Origin of the sequence: Streptomyces sp. NBC_00287, from assembly GCF_036173105.1 — a bacterium.
Classification (GTDB): domain Bacteria; phylum Actinomycetota; class Actinomycetes; order Streptomycetales; family Streptomycetaceae; genus Streptomyces.
Genome location: NZ_CP108053.1, coordinates 1,729,317 through 1,747,398 on the forward strand (window position 1 = coordinate 1,729,317; position 18,082 = coordinate 1,747,398).

General features: G+C 70.1%; 17 protein-coding genes. 1 reads left to right on the forward strand and 16 read right to left on the reverse strand.

What is annotated here, in order from left to right:
• Positions 1-9: 9 nt before the first annotated feature.
• From carB to pyrR, 6 genes are all read right to left on the reverse strand, one after another.
• Positions 10-3,318, reverse strand: a complete 3,309-nt coding sequence (carB, locus tag OHT76_RS07830) for a carbamoyl-phosphate synthase large subunit (protein ID WP_328870016.1) — start codon at positions 3,316-3,318, stop codon at positions 10-12.
• Positions 3,311-4,453 (reverse strand): glutamine-hydrolyzing carbamoyl-phosphate synthase small subunit, encoded by a 1,143-nt coding sequence (carA, locus tag OHT76_RS07835; RefSeq protein WP_328870017.1) that lies wholly within the window; start codon positions 4,451-4,453, stop codon positions 3,311-3,313. Before carA ends, carB begins: the two co-directional genes overlap by 8 nt.
• On the reverse strand, positions 4,450-5,010 hold the full coding sequence (locus tag OHT76_RS07840; protein ID WP_328870018.1) for a PH-like domain-containing protein: 561 nt from the start codon (positions 5,008-5,010) through the stop codon (positions 4,450-4,452). The genes carA and OHT76_RS07840 overlap by 4 nt, the downstream gene beginning before the upstream one ends.
• The gene (locus OHT76_RS07845) at positions 5,007-6,293 is read right to left on the reverse strand and encodes a dihydroorotase (RefSeq protein ID WP_328870019.1); all 1,287 of its coding nucleotides are present in this window, start codon (positions 6,291-6,293) and stop codon (positions 5,007-5,009) included. Before OHT76_RS07845 ends, OHT76_RS07840 begins: the two co-directional genes overlap by 4 nt.
• Before the next feature lie 5 nt (positions 6,294-6,298).
• A complete protein-coding gene (locus OHT76_RS07850; protein ID WP_328870020.1) occupies positions 6,299-7,276 on the reverse strand; it encodes an aspartate carbamoyltransferase catalytic subunit in 978 nt (325 codons plus the stop codon).
• 84 nt (positions 7,277-7,360) lie between these two features.
• A complete protein-coding gene (gene pyrR, locus OHT76_RS07855; protein WP_328870021.1) occupies positions 7,361-7,918 on the reverse strand; it encodes a bifunctional pyr operon transcriptional regulator/uracil phosphoribosyltransferase PyrR in 558 nt (185 codons plus the stop codon).
• Between the two features lie 252 nt (positions 7,919-8,170).
• Between pyrR and bldD the strand changes: the two genes are divergently transcribed.
• Entirely contained in the window at positions 8,171-8,671 is a 501-nt protein-coding gene (gene bldD / locus OHT76_RS07860) for a transcriptional regulator BldD (protein WP_153483851.1), read from the forward strand.
• Positions 8,672-8,826: 155 nt separating this feature from the next.
• On the opposite strand, the gene nusB is transcribed toward bldD, so the two are convergent.
• The 10 genes from nusB to mltG form a co-directional block, all read right to left on the reverse strand.
• Positions 8,827-9,258 carry a transcription antitermination factor NusB gene (gene nusB, locus OHT76_RS07865; RefSeq protein WP_328870022.1) on the reverse strand — a complete coding sequence of 144 codons (432 nt, stop codon included), beginning with the start codon at positions 9,256-9,258 and terminating at the stop codon, positions 8,827-8,829.
• Positions 9,259-9,260: 2 nt separating this feature from the next.
• Complete coding sequence (efp, locus tag OHT76_RS07870; RefSeq protein ID WP_328870023.1) at positions 9,261-9,827, reverse strand: elongation factor P; 567 nt, start codon at positions 9,825-9,827, stop codon at positions 9,261-9,263.
• A gap of 49 nt (positions 9,828-9,876) precedes the next feature.
• Positions 9,877-10,983 carry an aminopeptidase P family protein gene (locus OHT76_RS07875; RefSeq protein WP_328870024.1) on the reverse strand — a complete coding sequence of 369 codons (1,107 nt, stop codon included), beginning with the start codon at positions 10,981-10,983 and terminating at the stop codon, positions 9,877-9,879.
• 89 nt (positions 10,984-11,072) lie between these two features.
• Positions 11,073-11,933 (reverse strand): Pro-rich N-terminal domain-containing protein, encoded by an 861-nt coding sequence (locus OHT76_RS07880; protein ID WP_328870025.1) that lies wholly within the window; start codon positions 11,931-11,933, stop codon positions 11,073-11,075.
• Positions 11,934-12,098: 165 nt separating this feature from the next.
• Positions 12,099-13,190, reverse strand: coding sequence for a 3-dehydroquinate synthase (gene aroB, locus OHT76_RS07885; RefSeq protein WP_328870026.1), 1,092 nt, complete (start codon positions 13,188-13,190; stop codon positions 12,099-12,101).
• A complete protein-coding gene (locus OHT76_RS07890) occupies positions 13,187-13,705 on the reverse strand; it encodes a shikimate kinase (protein ID WP_328870027.1) in 519 nt (172 codons plus the stop codon). The genes aroB and OHT76_RS07890 overlap by 4 nt, the downstream gene beginning before the upstream one ends.
• Complete coding sequence (aroC, locus tag OHT76_RS07895; protein WP_328870028.1) at positions 13,702-14,886, reverse strand: chorismate synthase; 1,185 nt, start codon at positions 14,884-14,886, stop codon at positions 13,702-13,704. The genes OHT76_RS07890 and aroC overlap by 4 nt, the downstream gene beginning before the upstream one ends.
• Positions 14,887-15,071: 185 nt before the next feature.
• Positions 15,072-15,401, reverse strand: coding sequence for a hypothetical protein (locus tag OHT76_RS07900; protein ID WP_328870029.1), 330 nt, complete (start codon positions 15,399-15,401; stop codon positions 15,072-15,074).
• Between the two features lie 47 nt (positions 15,402-15,448).
• Positions 15,449-16,291 carry a shikimate dehydrogenase gene (locus OHT76_RS07905; RefSeq protein WP_328870030.1) on the reverse strand — a complete coding sequence of 281 codons (843 nt, stop codon included), beginning with the start codon at positions 16,289-16,291 and terminating at the stop codon, positions 15,449-15,451.
• Between the two features lie 19 nt (positions 16,292-16,310).
• Positions 16,311-18,011: an endolytic transglycosylase MltG gene (gene mltG, locus OHT76_RS07910; protein WP_328870031.1), complete on the reverse strand. Its 1,701-nt coding sequence runs from the start codon at positions 18,009-18,011 to the stop codon at positions 16,311-16,313.
• Between the last annotated feature and the right edge of the window lie 71 nt (positions 18,012-18,082).

Consider the following 18,082-nt stretch of genomic DNA (forward strand, 5'->3'; position numbering starts at 1 on the left):
TCAGGGCTGCTAGTCGCGGGCCGCGGTCAGGTGTTCCGCGTGTTCCTGGAGCGAACGGACGCCCACGTCGCCGTGGTTGAGGGCGTCGATGCCCTGCACCGCGGCGGCCAGTGCCTGCACGGTCGTCAGACACGGCACGGACCGCGCCACGGCCGCCGTACGGATCTCATAGCCGTCCAGGCGGCCACCGGTGCCGTACGGGGTGTTGACGATGAGGTTGACCTCGCCGTCGTGGATGAGCTGGACGATGGTCTTCTCGCCGTTCGGGCCGATGCCCTCGGACTGCTTGCGGACCACGGAGGCGGTGATGCCGTTCCGCTTGAGGACCTCGGCGGTGCCGGAGGTGGCCAGCAGTTCGAAGCCGTGCGCGACCAGCTCACGCGCGGGGAAGATCACCGACCGCTTGTCGCGGTTGGCCACCGAGATGAAGGCGCGGCCCTTGGTGGGCAGCGGGCCGTACGCGCCCGCCTGCGACTTGGCGTACGCCGTGCCGAAGACGGAGTCGATGCCCATGACCTCGCCGGTGGAGCGCATCTCCGGGCCGAGGACCGTGTCGACGCCGCGGCCGTGGATGTCGCGGAAGCGCGACCACGGCATGACGGCCTCCTTGACGGAGATCGGCGCGTCCAGCGGCAGCTCGCCGCCGTCCCCGGTGCGCGGCAGCAGACCTTCGGCCCGCAGCTCGGCGATGCTCGAGCCGAGCGAGATCCGGGCGGCGGCCTTGGCCAGCGGCACGGCGGTCGCCTTCGAGGTGAAGGGGACCGTACGGGACGCGCGCGGGTTGGCCTCCAGGACGTAGAGGATGTCACCCGCCATCGCGAACTGGATGTTGATCAGGCCGCGCACCCCGACGCCGCGGGCGATGGCCTCCGTGGAGGCCCTGAGCCGCTTGATGTCGAAGCCGCCCAGCGTGATCGGGGGCAGCGCGCACGCGGAGTCGCCGGAGTGGATACCGGCCTCCTCGATGTGCTCCATCACGCCGCCGAGGTAGAGCTCCTCGCCGTCGTAGAGCGCGTCCACGTCGATCTCGATCGCGTCGTCCAGGAAGCGGTCGACGAGCACCGGCCGGGAGGGGCTGATCTCGGTCGATTCGGCGATGTAGGACGACAGCCGGGTCTCGTCGTAGACGATCTCCATGCCGCGCCCGCCGAGGACGTACGACGGCCGGACGAGGACCGGGTAGCCGATCTCGTCGGCGATGGCCTTGGCCTCGGCGAAGGTGGTCGCGGTGCCGTGCTTGGGGGCCGGGAGGCCGGCCTCCTGCAGGACACGGCCGAAGGCACCGCGGTCCTCGGCGGCGTGGATCGCCTCCGGGGAGGTGCCGACGATCGGGACGCCGTTGTCCTTCAGGGCCTGCGCGAGGCCCAGCGGGGTCTGGCCGCCGAGCTGGACCACCACGCCCGCGACCGGCCCCGCCAGGGACTCCGCGTGGACGATCTCCAGCACGTCTTCCAGCGTCAGCGGCTCGAAGTACAGGCGGTCGGAGGTGTCGTAGTCCGTGGAGACGGTCTCCGGGTTGCAGTTGACCATCACGGTCTCGTACCCGGCGTCGCTCAGCGCGAAGGAGGCGTGGACACAGGAGTAGTCGAACTCGATGCCCTGGCCGATGCGGTTGGGGCCGGAGCCGAGGATGATCACCGCGGGCTTCTCGCGCGGGGCGACCTCGGTCTCCTCGTCGTAGGACGAGTAGAAGTACGGCGTCCTCGCGGCGAACTCGGCGGCGCAGGTGTCGACCGTCTTGTAGACCGGGCGGATGCCGAGGGCGTGCCGGACCTCGCGGACGACGTCCTCGCGCAGCCCGCGGATCTCGCCGATCTGCTGGTCGGAGAAGCCGTGCCGCTTGGCCTCGGAGAGCAGTTCGGGGGTCAGCTCACGGGCCTCGGCGAGCTCGTCGGCGGTCTCCTTGATGAGGAAGAGCTGGTCGACGAACCAGGGGTCGATCTTCGTGTACTCGAAGATCTCCTCGGGCGTGGCACCCGCGCGGATGGCCTGCATAACGGTGTTGATCCGGCCGTCGGTGGGACGGACGGACTCTGCGAGCAGGGAAGCCTTGTCGCCGGGCTCGCCCACGAACGTGAACTGGCTGCCCTTCTTCTCCAGCGAGCGCAGCGCCTTCTGGAACGCCTCGGTGAAGTTGCGGCCGATGGCCATCGCCTCGCCGACCGACTTCATGGTGGTCGTCAGCGTCGAGTCGGCGGACGGGAACTTCTCGAAGGCGAACCGGGGAGCCTTCACGACCACGTAGTCGAGCGTGGGCTCGAAGGAGGCCGGGGTCTCCTGGGTGATGTCGTTCGGGATCTCGTCGAGGGTGTAGCCGACGGCGAGCTTGGCCGCGATCTTGGCGATCGGGAAGCCGGTCGCCTTGGAGGCGAGCGCCGACGAACGCGACACGCGCGGGTTCATCTCGATGACGATGACCCGGCCGTCCTCGGGGTCCACCGCGAACTGGATGTTGCAGCCGCCGGTGTCGACGCCGACCTCGCGGATGACGGCGATGCCGATGTCGCGCAGGGTCTGGTACTCGCGGTCGGTCAGCGTCATCGCCGGGGCGACGGTGATGGAGTCACCGGTGTGCACGCCCATGGGGTCGAAGTTCTCGATGGAGCAGACGACCACGACGTTGTCGTGCTTGTCGCGCATCAGCTCCAGCTCGTACTCCTTCCAGCCGAGGATGGACTCCTCCAGGAGCACCTCGGTGGTCGGCGAGAGCGTGAGGCCCTGTCCGGCGATACGGCGCAGCTCCTCCTCGTCGTGCGCGAAGCCGGAGCCGGCGCCGCCCATGGTGAAGGAGGGGCGGACGACGACCGGGTAGCCGCCGAGGGTCTCGACGCCCTTGAGGACGTCGTCCATGGAGTGGCAGATGACCGAGCGGGCGGATTCGCCGTGCCCGATCTTCCGGCGGACCGCCTCGACGACCTCCTTGAAGAGGTCGCGGTCCTCGCCCTTGTTGATGGCCTCGACATTGGCGCCGATCAGCTCGACGCCGTACTTCTCCAGCGTGCCCGCCTCGTGCAGCGAGATCGCCGTGTTCAGGGCCGTCTGGCCGCCCAGGGTGGGCAGCAGGGTGTCCGGGCGCTCCTTGGCGATGATCTTCTCGACGAACTCCGGGGTGATCGGCTCGACATAGGTCGCGTCGGCGATCTCCGGGTCGGTCATGATCGTCGCCGGGTTGGAGTTGACCAGGATGACGCGCAGGCCCTCGGCCTTGAGCACCCGGCACGCCTGCGTGCCGGAGTAGTCGAACTCGGCGGCCTGGCCGATGACGATCGGGCCGGAGCCGATGACCAGGACGGACTGGATATCGGTGCGCTTAGGCACGCTGGCCCTCCATCAGGGAAACGAAGCGGTCGAACAGGTACGCGGCGTCGTGCGGGCCCGCTGCCGCTTCGGGGTGGTACTGGACGCTGAAGGCCGGGCGGTCGAGGAGCTGGAGCCCCTCCACCACGTTGTCGTTCAGGCAGACGTGGGAGACCTCGGCGCGGCCGTAGGGGGTCTCGGAGACCTTGTCGGTCGGGGCGTCGACGGCGAAGCCGTGATTGTGCGCGGTGACCTCGACCTTGCCGGTCGTACGGTCCTGCACCGGCTGGTTGATGCCGCGGTGGCCGTACTTCAGCTTGTAGGTTCCGAAGCCCAGCGCGCGGCCCAGGATCTGGTTGCCGAAGCAGATGCCGAACAGCGGGGTGCCGCGCTCCAGGACCGCCTGCATCACGGAGACGGGGTGGTCGGCGGTGGCCGGGTCACCGGGGCCGTTGGAGAAGAACACGCCGTCCGGGTTCACGGCGAAGACGTCCTCGGCGGTCGCCGTCGCGGGGAGCACGTGCACCTCGATGCCGCGCTCGGCCATCCGGTGCGGGGTCATGCCCTTGATGCCGAGGTCCACGGCGGCGACGGTGAACTTCTTCGCGCCGATCGCGGGGACGACGTACGCCTCCTTGGTCGCGACCTCGGCGGAGAGGTCGGCGCCCTTCATCTCGGGGGCCTGGCGCACCTCGGCGAGCATGGTGCCCTCGTCGGGCAGGGCGTTGCCGGAGAAGATGCCGACGCGCATGGCGCCGCGCTCCCGCAGATGGCGCGTCAACGCGCGCGTGTCGATGTTGGAGATACCGACGACACCCTGCTGGCGCAGCTCGTCGTCCAGCGAGCGCCGGGAGCGCCAGTTGGACGGCACGCGCGCGGGGTCGCGCACGACGTACCCGGCGACCCAGATCTGCTTCGACTCCGGGTCCTCGTCGTTGACGCCGGTGTTGCCGACGTGCGGGGCGGTCATCACGACGACCTGGCGGTGGTACGACGGGTCGGTGAGGGTCTCCTGGTAACCCGTCATGCCCGTGGAGAACACGGCCTCGCCGAAGGTCACCCCCACGGCCCCGTAGGCACGGCCGCGGAAGATCCGGCCGTCCTCCAGGACGAGGACGGCGGGAACCTTGGTGGCTCCCCTTGTGGAGGTCGTCATCGTGCGCCTTCCGTGTTGTTGATCATTTGGTTCAGGGTGTCGACCCACGCGGTGTGCTCGGCGGCCGTGTCCGAGCGGAAGCCGGAGTCGATCAGCCGGTCGCCGTGCGCCCAGGTCACCACGAGCAGTCCGCCCTCGGTCAGGACCTTGCCGGCGATGCCCTTGTCGAGCCGGGCCTCGCGCAGCTGTCCGGCCGGGACGAAGAAGTCGCTCGCCCCGGGGCGTACGACGTGCAGGCCCGCGTCCGTCAGCGTCAGCTCGACCCGACTGCGGGTGCCCAGGCCGTGCGCCACGATGCGGTCGAGCCACTGCCCGGCGGTGGTGGAGCCGTGGTAACGGCCGCTCATCGTCAGTGTGGCCTCGCCCGGCTCGGACGGCGCGCTGGGCAGCTCGGGCAGGTCGCCCTGGAGCGTGCCGCGCCATTTCCAGCCCTCGCGCATCAGCCAGTAGACGAGCGCGACGAAGAGGGCGAGGCCGACGAGCCACCCGATACGGGCTGCCCAGTCGGTCACCTCGGCCGACTTCTGTTCGGCGGCGATGGTCAGAAGTGGTGTCACGTGAGCTTCCCGTCGACGAGCGTGGCCTTGCCCCGGAGCCACGTGTGCGTCACACGGCCCGGCAGCTCACGCCCCTCGTACGGAGTGTTGCGGCTGCGCGAGGCGAAGCCCGCGGGGTCCACGGACCCACGGTATTCCGTGTCGACGAGCGTGAGGTTGGCGGGCTCACCAGCCGAGACGGGACGGCCGTGGCCCTTCGCCTGCCCGATCTCGGCGGGCTTGAAGGACATGCGCTCGGCGACCCCGGCCCAGGTGAGGAGCCCGGTGTCCACCATCGTCTCCTGGACCACTGACAACGCGGTCTCCAGACCGACCATGCCCATGGCGGCCGCGGCCCACTCGCAGTCCTTGTCCTCGTGCGGATGCGGGGCGTGGTCCGTGGCGACGATGTCGATCGTGCCGTCGGCGAGGGCCTCGCGCAGGGCGAGCACATCGCGCTCGGTGCGCAGCGGCGGGTTCACCTTGTAGACCGGGTTGTACGTCCGCACCAGCTCGTCGGTGAGGAGCAGGTGGTGCGGGGTGACCTCGGCGGTGACGTCGATGCCGCGGGACTTGGCCCAGCGCACGAGCTCCACGGACCCGGCGGTCGACAGGTGGCAGATGTGGACGCGGGAGCCGACGTGCTCGGCGAGCAGGACATCCCGGGCGATGATCGATTCTTCGGCCACCGCGGGCCAGCCCCCGAGACCCAGCTCGGCGGAGACGACGCCCTCGTTCATCTGGGCGCCCTCGGTCAGCCGCGGCTCCTGGGCGTGCTGGGCGACGACCCCGCCGAAGGCCTTCACGTACTCCAGCGCCCGCCGCATGATCACGGCGTCGTCGACGCACTTGCCGTCGTCGGAGAAGACGGTGACCCCGGCGGCCGACTCGTGCATGGCGCCCAGCTCGGCGAGCTTCTTGCCCTCCAGGCCGATGGTCACGGCACCGATGGGCTGCACATCGCAGTAGCCGTGCTGCTGGCCGAGCCGGTAGACCTGCTCGACCACACCGGCGGTGTCGGCGACGGGGAAGGTGTTGGCCATGGCGAACACCGCGGTGTAGCCACCGCTCGCCGCCGCGCGCGTGCCGGTCAGAACCGTCTCGGAGTCCTCGCGGCCGGGCTCGCGCAGATGGGTGTGCAGATCGACCAGGCCCGGCAGCAGCACCTTGCCTGCGGCCTCGACGACCTCGGCGCCCTCGTCGGAGAGCCCGGTGCCGACGGCCTCGATCAACGAACCGTTGATCAGCACGTCCTGCGGCTCGCCGCCGAGCACCTTCGCACCACGGATCAGGATCTTGCTCATGTGTCTTACTTCTCCTCGATACGGGTGTGGGTGACGGCGGGCTGGTTGCCGCCCAGCAGCAGATACAGAACGGCCATCCGGATGGAGACTCCGTTTGCGACCTGCTCGATGGCGGTGCAGCGCTCGGAGTCGGCGACCTCGGCGGTGATCTCCATGCCCCGGACCATCGGGCCCGGGTGCATCACGATGGCGTGCTCGGGCATCCGCGCCATGCGGTCGCCGTCGAGGCCGTAGCGCCGCGAGTACTCGCGCTCGGTGGGGAAGAACGCGGCGTTCATCCGCTCACGCTGGACCCGCAGCATCATCACCGCGTCGGACTTGGGCAGCGTGCTGTCGAGGTCGAACGAGACCTCGCAGGGCCAGGTCTCGACACCGACCGGCACCAGTGTCGGAGGGGCGACGAGGGTGACTTCGGCGCCGAGGGTGTGCAGCAGATCGACGTTGGAGCGGGCGACCCGGCTGTGCAGGACGTCGCCGACGAGCGTGATGCGCTTGCCCGCCAGGTCCTGACCGATCCCGGCGTCCCGGCCGACGAGCCGACGGCGCATGGTGAAGGCGTCCAGCAGGGCCTGGGTCGGGTGCTGGTGGGTGCCGTCACCGGCGTTGATGACGACCGCGTCGATCCAGCCGGAGTTGGCGAGCCGGTACGGCGCTCCCGAGGCGCCGTGCCGGATCACCACGGCGTCGACGCCCATGGCCTCCAGCGTCTGGGCGGTGTCCTTGAGGGACTCGCCCTTGGACACGCTGGAGCCCTTGGCGGAGAAGTTGATGACGTCCGCGGACAGCCGCTTCTCGGCGGCCTCGAAGGAGATACGCGTACGCGTGGAGTCCTCGAAGAAGAGGTTGACGATGGTGCGGCCGCGCAGGGTCGGCAGCTTCTTGATGGGGCGGTCGGCCACCCGGGCCATCTCCTCGGCGGTGTCGAGGATCTGGACGGCGTCGTCGCGGGTGAGGTCGGCGGCCGAGATGAGATGACGCTGCATCTGTCAGGCTCCGTAAGGCAGTTCAGATATCGGGAGATTCCGGGCAGACGAGCGCACACCGAAGAGGCGTACGCGATCCGTCTGCTACGAGGTCGGCTTCACACCGAGCAGCACGGTGTCGCGACCGTCCTCCTCGGTGAGCAGGACCTTGACCGTCTCCCGCAACGACGTGGGGAGGTTCTTGCCGACGTAGTCGGCGCGGATGGGCAGTTCGCGGTGGCCGCGGTCGACGAGCACGGCGAGCTGCACCGCGCGCGGGCGGCCGATGTCGTTCAGCGCGTCGAGGGCGGCGCGGATGGTGCGGCCGGAGAAGAGCACATCGTCGACGAGGACGACTAGGCGGCCGTCGAGCCCGTCACCGGGGATCTCGGTGCGGGCGAGCGCACGCGGCGGGTGCATGCGCAGGTCATCGCGGTACATGGTGATGTCGAGAGAGCCGACCGGGATCTTGCGCTCGGTGATCTCTTCGAGCTTTTCGGCCAGCCGCCGGGCGAGGAAGACGCCCCGGGTCGGAATGCCGAGGAGCACCACGTCGTCGGCGCCCTTGGCGCGCTCGACGATCTCGTGGGCGATACGGGTCAATACCCGCGCGATGTCGGGGCCTTCGAGAACGGGCCGCGCATCGGACGCTTGCGTGTCCATAGGAAAAGGACCTCCTTCTCCGCCTCACGGGACGGACCTTAAAGGACGTCGGGTTTGCGTCATCCACCGTAGCAGGCCGGGAAACGGACCCGGATCACCCCCTTGGCCCAATCGGTTGCCGCTGCCACGGAAGAGTCGGTGTGGACCATTCGGCTTGACGCAGAAGAGTCACGCTGCGTAACCTCACAGTGAGTTACCAGCCGCGCGGCAGGAAGACGGCCGGCCGCGTCGACACAGTGTCCGGGGAGCTATATGTCCAGCGAATACGCCAAACAGCTCGGGGCCAAGCTCCGGGCCATCCGCACCCAGCAGGGCCTTTCCCTCCACGGTGTCGAGGAGAAGTCCCAGGGACGCTGGAAGGCCGTGGTGGTCGGTTCGTACGAGCGCGGTGACCGCGCCGTGACCGTGCAGCGCCTTGCCGAGCTGGCGGATTTCTACGGCGTTCCGGTGCAGGAGCTGCTGCCCGGCACCACGCCGGGCGGGGCCGCCGAGCCGCCGCCGAAGCTGGTCCTTGACCTGGAGCGACTGGCCCATGTCCCGGCCGAGAAGGCGGGCCCCCTCCAGCGCTACGCCGCGACGATCCAGTCCCAGCGCGGTGACTACAACGGCAAGGTGCTCTCGATCCGCCAGGACGACCTGCGCACACTCGCCGTCATTTACGACCAGTCCCCCTCGGTCCTCACCGAGCAGCTGATCAGCTGGGGCGTGCTGGACGCCGACGCTCGCCGCGCGGTGACCCACGAGGAGAGCTGACCCTTCTGCCGACTGAGCAGAAACGTGCCTCCGGGGTGGCTGGAACTTAACGGTTCCGGCCACCCCGGCGGCTTTCTGCGGGCCTCAGGAGTCCCGTACACGCCGGAGGGCCCGCAGCAGTTGGCTGCGGGCCCTCCGGCGTTTGTCGTACCGGCTTACGCCTCGCGGCGCAGCGTCGGCTTGAGCTCCTTCAGGCGGCCGAGGAGGCCGTTGACGAACGAAGGCGACTCGTCCGTGGAGAACTCCTTGGCCAGCTGCACCATCTCGTCGAGCACGACGGCGTCCGGGGTCTCGTCCACCCAGATCAGCTCATAGGCGCCGAGCCGCAGGATGTTGCGGTCGACGACCGGCATCCGGTCGAGCGTCCAGCCGACCGAGTACTGCGCGATCAGCTCGTCGATGCGCCGCGCGTGCACCGCGTAGCCCTCGACCAGCTGCATCGTGTACTCGCTCACCGGCGGCTGCCGGGTGTCGGCCCGGGAGAGCCGTACCCAGTCCGCGAGGACCGTCAGGACATCGGCGCCGCGCTGGTCGCCCTCGAAGAGGATCTGGAAGGCGCGCTTGCGGGCCGTGTTGCGGGCAGCCACGGTTAGCTGTTCACCCGGCCGAGGTAGTCGCTGGTGCGGGTGTCGACCTTGATCTTCTCACCGGTGGTGATGAAGAGCGGGACGTTGATCTGGTGGCCGGTCTCCAGGATGGCGGGCTTGGTGCCACCGGTGGAGCGGTCGCCCTGGACGCCCGGCTCGGTCTCCTGGATGACGAGCTCGACGGCTGCCGGCAGCTCGACGAAGAGCACCTCGCCCTCGTGCTGCGCGACGGTGGCGGTGAAGCCCTCGATCAGGAAGTTGGCGGCGTCGCCGACGGCCTTGCGGTCGACCATCAGCTGGTCGTACGTCTCCATGTCCATGAAGACGAAGTATTCGCCGTCCATGTACGAGAACTGCATGTCGCGCTTGTCGACAGTGGCCGTCTCGACCTTGACACCGGCGTTGAACGTCTTGTCGACGACCTTGCCGGAGAGCACGTTCTTGAGCTTGGTGCGCACGAAGGCCGGGCCCTTGCCGGGCTTGACGTGCTGGAACTCGACGACGGACCAGAGCTGGCCGCCTTCGAGCTTGAGCACCATGCCGTTCTTGAGGTCGTTCGTGGAAGCCACGGTTGCGGAATCTCCTGGACTGACGTGGACGACCCCGGCGCACGCACTCCTACAGCGCGAGCAGCTCCTTGGTCGTGATGGTGAGTAGCTCGGGTCCGCCGTCCGCCTCGGGGCGGACGACGAGCGTGTCATCGATCCGGACGCCGCCCCGGCCCGGGAGGTGGACCCCCGGTTCGACGGTGACCGGCACGCAAGCGTCCAGTTTACCCATGGCCGCGGGAGCCAACTGCGGGTCCTCGTCGATTTCGAGTCCGACGCCATGGCCGGTGAGCGGTGGCAGGCCCTCCGCATGGCCCGCGGAGTCCAGCACCTGACGTGCCGCGCGGTCCACGTCGCGGTAGGCGGCGCCGGGTGCGAGGCTCTCCCGGCCGGCGCGCTGAGCGGCGAAGACGAGGTCGTACAGCTCGATCTGCCAGTCCGCCGGTGAGGTGCCGATGACGAAGGTTCGGCCGATCTCGCAGCGGTAGCCGCGGTAGGTGGCGCCCAGGCAGACGGAGAGGAAGTCGCCCTCCTCGACGCGTCGGTCGGTGGGCCGGTGGGCTCGTCTGCCGGAGTTCGGGCCGGTGGCGACGGACGTCGGGAACGCCGGGCCGTCGGCGCCGTGGTCGACCAGCCGGCGCTCCAGCTCCAGGGCGAGATGCCGTTCGGTGCGGCCGACGAGGATGGACTCCAGGAGCTCGCCGAGGGCCTGGTCGGCGATCTCGGCGCCGATCCGCAGACAGGAGATCTCCTCCTCGTCCTTGACCACCCTGAGCTGCTCGACGGCTCCACCCAGCTCCGCGAGGCGCAGCCGGGGCACAACGGAGCTGATGGCTCTGTACCGGGCGACGGTGAGGTGATGCTCCTCCACGGCCAGGGATTCGGCGCGTTGCGCTGCCGCGAGGTCGGCCGCGGCAACCGCCGGGTCGCCGTCGGCACCGGGGAGGTTGTGCACCCGCAGCGCCTCGTCCGGGCGGCCTTGCGTGGGGCGGTCGCCGGGCGGGCCGGTGCACACCAGCAGGTCCTCGGTACGGCCGATCAGCAGGGCTGCGCCCTTCGGGGCTGCGCCCGCCAGGTAGCGAACGTTCGCGGGGCGGGTGACCAGAGCGGATTGGCTGCCGCCGGCTTGGCAGTGGTCTCTGAGCCTTGCTCGACGAGTGGCGTACACCTCTGACATGACACGAGCGTAGGAGTCTTGTGGGTGCGGCGCCGGTTGGGAGGGCCGAGTGGGGGGTGGCTGCCGTTAGGTACGTGCCCCTAGGTCGGTTACCAGCTCGGTGGGCTTGCTATTGATCTTGCCAGTACGTCGTCCAAGACCTGTGCCGTCTGCTGCACATCCAGCTGTGAGTTGTCGATGATCGGCAGGCCCGAGCCGTACCAGCCCGCCATGCGGCCGTGGATGCGGGCCACCTCCTCGTCGGTGAGGCGGCGGTTGCCCGAGCGTTCCGCGTTGCGTTCCAGGACGATCTCCAGGCCCGGGAGGAGGACCACCGGCAACAGGCCGGGGCCCACGTGGCGCTTCCAGCCGCCGAGGCCGACCACCGGGCGGTCGGGGAAGACCGCGTCGTCGAGGATGCAGGAGATGCCGTTGGCCAGGAAGTTGCGGGCGGCGAAGCCGCAGGTGCGGCGGGCCAGGCGGTACTGGGCCTCGGAGTGGTCGTTCCAGCCGGTCTGGGGGTCGGCGAAGCCGGAGCGGACCCATTCGCGGACGTCGTCGAGGCTGATGTGGGCCGTGGGGACGCGGCGATGGTCGGCCCAGTACTTGGCGACGCTGGTCTTTCCGGCGCCCGCCGGGCCGATGAGCAGCACCGCGAGGGTCGTACCGGACGGATCGGGGGCGGCCGGGGCGGGCGGGGTGCTCGGCATGCCGACCGGGCCGCCGGGCGGCAGCGGCACATGGCCGGTGGTCTCCGGGGCCGGAGGCGGCGGAATGTGCTGGGGGGCCGGCGGAACCGAGCCGGGCGGCGGTCCGGTGAAGCCGGGTGCCGGCGGGGGCACGGGGGCGGCTCCCTGGTGGGGGCCCGGGTGCGGCGGACCCGGGTGATGTGCGGCCGGGGACCAGCCGACGGCCGGTCCGTGCCCCGGCTGGTGGGGCGGCGGCAGCGGAGAACCCACTGCGTGCTGCATCCGGTGCCACTCCATCTCGTACGGGCCATTGGCGCTGGCAGCGAGGGGCGAGCCCCGCTCCCTACCGAACGGTACCGCCCCCGGTCATCGTTTGGTGAACGGCCGGGGGCAGTCCGAAGTGCCCATGCGCACAAGGAAAATCGGGCGTACGGCGCCCCGGCGGACTTACTGGCCCACTTCTCCGTACGCGGCGAGAAGCACCGCCGGGTCCGGTCCCTCCAGGACGGTGGGCTTGGCCAGACCGTCCAGGACGATGAAGCGGAGCAGGTTGCCGCGGGACTTCTTGTCGACCTTCATGGTCTCCAGCAGCTTGGGCCACTGGTCGTAGCGGTAGTGCAGCGGAAGGCCGACCGCTTCCAGGATCGTGCGGTGCCGGTCGGCGGTCGCGTCGTCCAGGCGCCCTGCCAGACGGCCCAGCTCGGCGGCGAAGTGCATACCGACGGCCACTGCCGCGCCGTGGCGCCACTTGTAGCGCTCGTTCTTCTCGATGGCGTGGCCCAGTGTGTGGCCGTAATTGAGGATCTCGCGCAGGCCCGACTCCTTCAGGTCCGAGGAGACGACCTCGGCCTTCACCCGGATCGAGCGCTCGATCAGCTCGGCGGTGTTCGGTCCGGCCGGGGTGCGGGCGGCCTCGGGGTCGGACTCGATGAGGTCGAGGATCGCCGGGTCGGCGATGAAGCCGGCCTTGATGACCTCGGCGAGTCCGGAGACGTAGTCGTTGACGGGCAGCGAATCCAGTGCGGCCAGGTCGCACAGGACGCCCGCCGGCGGGTGGAAGGCGCCGACGAGGTTCTTGCCCTCGGCGGTGTTGATGCCGGTCTTGCCGCCGACGGCCGCGTCCACCATGGCCAGCACGGTGGTGGGGACCGCGATCCAGCGCACCCCGCGCAGCCAGGTCGCCGCCACGAACCCGGCGAGGTCGGTGGTGGCACCGCCGCCGACTCCGACGACGACATCGGTGCGGGTGAAGCCGGACTGGCCGAGCGCCTTCCAGCAGTAGGCGGCGACCTCGGCGGTCTTGGCCTCCTCCGCGTTCGGCACCTGGATGGCGACGGCGTCGAAGCCCTGCTCGACGAGGTCGCCGCGCAGCGCGTCGCCGGTCTCGGCGAGGGCCTCGGGGTGGATGACGGCGACCCGCTTGGCCTTGTCACCGATCAACCCGCCGAGTTCGCCCAGGAGCTGACGGCCCACCAGGACCTCGTACGGCTCACTGCCCGCCGTACCGCCGACCTGGATCCGCGTCACTGCCTCGCTCATGCTTCCTTCAACTCCAGTGCGTCCAGGGCGACTTGGGTGACTTCTTCGGGCGTACGGCCATCAGTGGCGACGACCGCCGTCGCGATGCCCTCGTACAAGTGCCGTCGCGCCTCCATCAGTTCGCGCCACTGCTTGCGCGGGTTGACCGCGAGCAGCGGGCGGGCGGCGTTCAGGCCGGTGCGCTTGACCGCCTCCTCGACGTCCATCGAGAGGTAGACGACCCGCTGGCCGGCCAGCAGCGCGCGGGTGTCCTCGTCGAGGATCGCGCCGCCGCCCAGGGCCAGGACACCGTCGTGCTCGGCGAGGGCCTTGTGCACCGCCCGCTTCTCGATCGCGCGGAAGGCGGGCTCGCCCTCGTCGACGAAGATCTCGGCGATGGTCCGGCCCTGCTCGACGACGATGTCGTCGTCGGTGTCCCGGTAGGAGACACCGAGCCGCTCGGCGAGCAGCTGTCCGACGGTGGACTTGCCCACGCCCATCGGGCCGACCAGGACGACGACCGGCGCAGGGCTCATCGGATGGCCAGGTTGTCGAGGTACGACTGAACATTGCGGCGGGTCTCGGGCACGCTGTCGCCGCCGAACTTCTCCGCCACCGCGTCCGCGAGGACGAGCGCCACCATGGCCTCGGCGACGATACCGGCGGCCGGGACCGCCGAGACGTCGGAGCGCTGGTGGTGCGCCTGGGTCGCCTCGCCGGTGGTCACGTCCACGGTCTGCAGCGCGCGCGGCACGGTCGCGATCGGCTTCATCGCGGCGCGGACGCGCAGCAGCTCGCCGGTGCTCAGACCGCCCTCGGTGCCGCCGGAGCGACCGGAGACCCGGCGGATGCCCTCGTCGGTCTTCACGATCTCGTCGTGCGCCTTCGAGCCCGGCACCCGCGCCAGCTCGAAGCCGTCGCCGAGCTCGACGCCCTTGATCGCCTGGATGCCCATGAGGGCACCGGCGAGCCGCGCGTCCAGCTTGCGGTCCCAGTGCACATGCGAGCCGAGGCCGACGGGAACGCCGTACGCCAGGATCTCGACCACGCCACCGAGGGTGTCGCCGTCCTTGTGGGCCTGGTCGACCTCCGCGACCATCGCCTTCGACGCGTCCGCGTCCAGGCAGCGCAGCGGGTCGGCGTCCAGCTTCTCGACGTCGGCCGGGGTCGGGTAGACGCCCTGCGGGGCCTTCACGGAGCACAGCTCCACGACGTGCGAGACGATCTCGATGCCCGCGGTCTCCTTCAGGTACGACCGCGCCACCGCCCCGAGCGCCACCCGGGCCGCCGTCTCACGCGCCGAGGCGCGCTCCAGGATCGGCCGGGCCTCGTCGAAGCCGTACTTCTGCATGCCCGCGAGGTCCGCGTGGCCGGGCCGGGGCCGGGTCAGCGGGGCGTTGCGGGCGAGTCCGGCGAGGATCTCCGGGTCGACCGGGTCGGCCGCCATGACCTGCTCCCACTTCGGCCACTCGGTGTTCCCGACCATGATGGCCACCGGGGAACCCAGGGTGAGGCCGTGCCGGACGCCGCCGAGGAAGGTGACCTCGTCGCGCTCGAACTTCATCCGCGCACCGCGGCCATAGCCGAGCCGGCGCCGGGCCAAGTGGTCCGCCACCATCTCCGTGGTGATCGGCACGCCGGCCGGAAGGCCCTCCAGCGTCGCCACGAGTGCGGGGCCGTGGGACTCCCCCGCGGTCAGCCAGCGCAACCTGCTCAACGATGCTCCTCAGTGCTCGCGCCCTGGTACTGCCCTTCGTACGCGCGTCCTCGCGTACGGCGACGGCAAGACCAGGTGCGCGGCCCCGGCCCGCCACTTCCGATCCTCCCACGTCCCGGGGCCGTCCCCGGCCGCCGGTCCATCAGTCGGACGCGAATGTGTCAGCCCGCGACGCGGCTGCGCCATCACGCGGAGCTGTCCTCCGGACGCCGCTGCGGGGCGTACGCGCCCAGGAAGTCGGCGCCGCTCGGCTGCGGCTGCGCCTGCTGAGGGGCGTAGGGGCCGAGGTAGTCGGCCCCGCTGCCCTGGTCGACCGTCGCCGGCACCGGAGCCGCCTGCGCCTGGCGCAGGGCACGGCGGTAGGCGATCTTGTTGCGCAGCTTGATGCCCCAGGTCGCCAGCACGGCCAGGATGATCAGTACGAGCACGGTGTTCTGCACCCAGTCGGGCAGGAACCACAGCAGGCTCTCGAAGATCTGGCTCTTGGCGGACGCCAGCGGCTGGCCTGTGGACATCGAACTGTTCCCCTCCCGGTCCCGCCCCCTGCGGAACCGGAAGGATCTTATCGGGCGTCGAGCGCGTGTTCGCCCGCTTTTCGCATGGCGTCCAGTGGGGCCGGGGCACGTCCCGTCATCTGCTCGACCTGGAGCACCGCCTGATGCACCAGCAGGTCGAGTCCGCTGACCACGGCCCCGCCGAACATGGACCAGCGGGCCGCGAGCGCGGTGGGCCACGGGTCGTACAGCACGTCGAACAGCGTGGTCGGCCGCTCCGGTACGGCGGCGGCGGCGAGCTCATCCGTCGTACCGGCCGGGGTGGTCGCGATGACCAGGGGCGCGCGGAGCGCGTCGGCGGCATCCGCCCAGTCCGCCGTACGCACCTCGACGTCGAGCCGCTCGCCCCACTGCCGCATCTCGGCGGCGCGCGCGGGGCTGCGGACGTATGCCACGACCTCGCCGGTGCAGACGCGGGCGAGGGCGGCCAGTGCGGAGGACGCGGTGGCGCCGGCGCCCAGGATCGCCGCCGAGTCGACCTGCTCGATGCCGCGTTCACGCAGGGCGGCGACCATGCCGGGGATATCGGTGTTGTCGCCGACGCGGCGGCCGTCCTCGGTGAACACGACGGTGTTGACCGCCTCGACCGAGCGAGCCGTCTCGCTGATCTCGTCGAGCAGCGGGATGACCGCCCGCTTCAGCGGCATGGTCAGCGACAGTCCGGCCCACTCCGGCCCGAGTTCGGCGAAGAACCCGGGCAGCGCGGCCTCGTCCACCTCGAACCGGTCGTACGTCCAGCCGGCCAGCCCCAGCTCCTCGTACGCGGCGCGGTGCAGCACCGGCGACAGGGAGTGGGCGATGGGCGAACCGAGCACGGCGGCCCGGCGGGCGTCGGTGCCCTGAACTGTCATTGTTCCTGTCCTTGAGCCGTCAGTCGTTGTTCCGCGACGCGTTGAACTGCTCGACCAGCTTCTCGTGTTCCGCGAGGGTCTTGGTGAACTTGCTGGTCTTGCCGTCCAGCGAGATGAAGTAGTACCAGCCGTCGTCCGTCGGGTTGAGCGCGCCCTTGAGCGCCTCTTCGCCGGGGTTGTCGATCGGGCCGGGCGGCAGTCCCTTGACGTAGTACGTGTTGTACGGGTTGTTGTACTGCCTGAGCTCGGCGATCGTCAGGTCGATCTTGCTCTGGTTCTTGATGTAGTTGTACGAGGAGTCGAACTCCAGACCGCCGTAGGTCTCGGGGTTGTCGGGCTTGAGGCGGTTGTAGACGACCTCGGCCATCTTGCGGAAGTCGTCGTGGCTGGTGCCCTCGGCCTGCGCCAGGCTCGCCACGGTGAGCAGCTCCCACGGTCCGTCCAGGCCCAGGTCTTCGGCCTTCTGCTCCAGACCGAGCTCCTCGTACTTCTCCGTGGCCCGGGCCACCATCTGCTTGAGGACGGCCTCGGGCTTCTGGCCCTTGGCGACCGGATAGCTGGACGGGTAGAGGAAGCCTTCCAGCGGGTCCTTGACGTTCTTGTGGTCGGTCGCCCACTCGGGGAGACCGAGGCTCTTCCACTTCTCGTCGGCGACCTTCGCCGTGGTGCCCTTGTCGAGGTCGAGACGTGTGTCGATCAGCTTGTAGACCGCGACGTTGCGGGTGCCCTCGGGGATGATCAGGTTGTTCTGGCTCTCCGGGCTGAGCATCATGTCGACCGCGCTGTCGGCCGACATCTCCTTCTCCAGCGTGTAGACGCCGGCCTGGATCGTGTTGCCCTTGGGGTTCTGCTGCTGAGCGGCGACGAAAGCGTCGACGCTCTTGACCACGCCCTGCGCCTTCAGCTCCTGGCCGATGGCATAGCCGCCGGCGCCCTTGGGGATCTCGACGGTGACCTGCTCGCCGTTGCCGCTGCCCGCGTAGTCCGGGGCGTCGCCGAAACGATCCTGGTAAAACTGGTACCCGAAATATCCGACTCCGGCGATGCCCCCGCCGAACACCAGCAGGACGACCAGACAGGCGCATCCGCTACGGCGTTTCTTGCCGCCTTTGCCGCCCCGGCCCCGCCGGTCGCCGCGACTGCGCCGGTCCCCCGGCTCGTCGTCCACGTCGTCGTCATCGCCGCCGCCCGCGAAGAAGGCGTGCTCGCCCTGGTCGGGGCCCGGGTCCCAGTCGGTACGCGGCTCCGGCTCGGCCTGGCGCCTGCTCGGCGGCTCCGGCGGCGGGTACGCCTCAGGCGTGCCGTAGTAGTCCGGCTGCTGCTCGCCATAGGCGGCGTTCTGCTGGCCGTAGGGGTCCGAGGGGTCGGTGTACTGGACATGCGTGTGCGTGCCGGTTCCCCAGCCGCCGTTGTCGTACCCCTGCTGACCCTGCCCCGGGTACTGCTGCTGGTCGTACTGCTGCTGCGGGTACTGCTGCTGCGGATGCTGCGGGTGCGGGTTCTGCGGGTGCGCCTGACCGTATCCGTCCTGCTGGCCGGTGCCCCAGTCGCCGTACTGCTGCTGTTGCTGCTGCGGCTGCTCCGGATAGTGCTGCGGCTGGCCGCCGTAGGGAGACTGCTGGCCCGGCTGGGCCTGCTGTCCCTCCCATCCACCGTCCCCGTAGTACGGGTCCTCGGGATGCCACGGTTCGGAGCCCTGGCCCCGGCCATACTCAGTCATCGATCCCCTAGAGCCGCGAGGCGGCGGTCGCGCGGCGTCCGGCCCGGCTTCCGTTCCGCCTCTCTTTGTGC